At 60.9% G+C, this 1,976-nt stretch carries 4 protein-coding genes; all 4 read left to right on the top strand.

What is annotated here, in order from left to right; translation table 11 throughout:
- Window positions 1–146: 146 nt before the first annotated feature.
- The 4 genes from I6F47_RS20150 to I6F47_RS20130 all read left to right on the top strand — a co-directional run bounded on the left by I6F47_RS20150 (window position 147) and on the right by I6F47_RS20130 (window position 1,935).
- A complete protein-coding gene (locus tag I6F47_RS20150) occupies window positions 147–407 on the top strand; it encodes a hypothetical protein (protein ID WP_114488327.1) in 261 nt (86 codons plus the stop codon).
- Window positions 388–873 (top strand): hypothetical protein, encoded by a 486-nt coding sequence (locus I6F47_RS20145; RefSeq protein ID WP_114488326.1) that lies wholly within the window; start codon window positions 388–390, stop codon window positions 871–873. The genes I6F47_RS20150 and I6F47_RS20145 overlap by 20 nt, the downstream gene beginning before the upstream one ends.
- Window positions 874–1,363: 490 nt before the next feature.
- Window positions 1,364–1,711, top strand: a complete 348-nt coding sequence (locus I6F47_RS20135; RefSeq protein ID WP_114488324.1) for a hypothetical protein — start codon at window positions 1,364–1,366, stop codon at window positions 1,709–1,711.
- Complete coding sequence (locus I6F47_RS20130; RefSeq protein WP_114488323.1) at window positions 1,708–1,935, top strand: hypothetical protein; 228 nt, start codon at window positions 1,708–1,710, stop codon at window positions 1,933–1,935. The genes I6F47_RS20135 and I6F47_RS20130 overlap by 4 nt, the downstream gene beginning before the upstream one ends.
- Window positions 1,936–1,976: the final 41 nt, after the last annotated feature.

Here is a 1,976-nt window from a genome sequence, read left to right as displayed (position 1 = left end):
GGTCGTCAACAAAGGAGAGAGCACATGACCCCACTCGAATGGATTTTTGCAATCGGCATGACGCTGCTTGCCCTCGGTGCCGGAGCAGCGTTCTTCATCCTCGTTACCGCTTTCAAGATGGTGCGCCAGCGCCTGGAGAAACACCAATGACACCAATCGAATGGTTTGGCCTCATCGGCTTCGCGCTGCTGGGCCTGGGCTTCGTCGCCCACCTCTACAAAGCCAACCTGAACAAGCTGCGCCTCGACGCGCTGCAGACCTACCAGTGGAAGGTCATGTGCATCGACGGGCAGTTCGCCGTGCTGGAGGGCACGCCTGTGCGTCAGGTCGGCGCGCAGAAGCCCACGGTTCGCGAGGCGATTGATGCGGCGATTTTGGAGCGCCAACATGCCAAGACGCAAGTTTGACGCTTCGATGCTCGCGCCGGAGTACTACACGCCGCCAGCGTGGATGACCGGATACCCGACGGTGCTACACGACGCGCATCTACTCACCTGGAAAAAGCACAAGGTCAGCGTGCAAAAGAAGGACTACTACCGGCGCAAGAAAGAGGAAATTCTTGCTCGCAACAAAGCGTGGCGCGAGGCCAACCCAGAAAAGGAACGCGAATGCGTCCGCAGATGGAGGGAGGCCAACCCCGAGCGTGTAGCGGAACTCCGGCGCGCAGACTATGAACGCCACCGCGAGCGCCGACTGGCAAACCAAGCCCAGCGCTGGCAGGACCTCAACGATGCCAGTGTTCGGGGCATCGTGGCGCACGGATACGGGTCTGTCGGTCTGACCAGCAAGGACGTGCCCGACGAAGTGCTCCCGATCTTCCGCACCCAGATGCTGATCAAACGTGAACTCAGAAAACAGAAAGTCGCACCATGAACCTCGAAGCACTCACCAATGAATTGACGGGTCTCTACAAAGACATCCGCGCAGGCAAAGTGGAGCCAGCAGTGGCCCACGAACTCAACAACACGGCGGCCAATATCCAAGGTGTCATCCGCCTGGGCCTGCTGAACGCCAAGCTGCAGAACAAGTCGCCAGACCTCGCTTTCTTCAAGNCCAAGGTGTCATCCGCCTGGGCCTGCTGAACGCCAAGCTGCAGAACAAGTCGCCAGACCTCGCTTTCTTCAAGGAAGCACGCAAGGCGGCTGTCAAGAAGGGGGTGAAGCGTGGATGACGCCGACCTGAGCCAAGACCGCGCCGAGCGCGAGGCCCCTTACCTGCTCGCAGCCAGCCGCAAGCCGACTGGCCCCACGGCCACCGGTCGGTGCCTGTACTGCGACGAGATCGTTGCCGACGACCAGCGGTGGTGCGACACAGCCTGCCGTGACGGGTGGGTGCGCGAGTCGCGGTTGCGGGGAGGTGTGCGATGAGCGAAGACGAAATGTTGGAGCTGGCTGCGAAGGCCATGCACAACCTGCGGAACCCGAATTTCTGTAACTACACCGTGGTGGATAAAGAAGTCGGTGTGTGCTTAGAACTGGGTTCTCGCCGGGGTGCGATCACGAGCTACTGGAACCCCCTCGTCAACGATGGCGATGCCCTGCTTCTGGCGGTGAAGTTGCGCATGTCGGTGACGGTCTTTGACAACGCGGTGGGTATCGGTATCAAGGGCGACTTTGGTTACCGTGAGTACGACATAACTCCAGACCCCCACGCCGCCACTCGCTGGGCCATAACCCACGCCGCCGCCGAAATTGGAAAGGCAATGCCATGAACGACAAACGATTCGAATCCTGGTGGACCAGCAACCCGGCGCGCGTGGCGCTGAACCCGGCAGCGAAGGAAGTGGCGCGCAAGGTGTGGAAGGCGGCCCAGCAGGACATGGCGACGGAACTGCTGGAGATCAACCCAGCGCCTGCTGGTGCGTCGTTCGACGCGCTGATCGCCTCGCTGACCACAGCACGCGGCGTTCCGCACGTCAAGGGGGCACCATGCTAAAACGCATCCCCCTGTTCTGCCAGGAGACTGGCTATTCTGAG

Origin of the sequence: Pseudoalteromonas sp. NZS37 (assembly GCF_015864265.1) — a bacterium.
Classification (GTDB): domain Bacteria; phylum Pseudomonadota; class Gammaproteobacteria; order Enterobacterales; family Alteromonadaceae; genus Pseudoalteromonas; species Pseudoalteromonas arctica.
The sequence above is the reverse complement of the archived record's forward strand: the minus strand, read 5'-3'. Positions and strand labels throughout refer to the sequence as shown.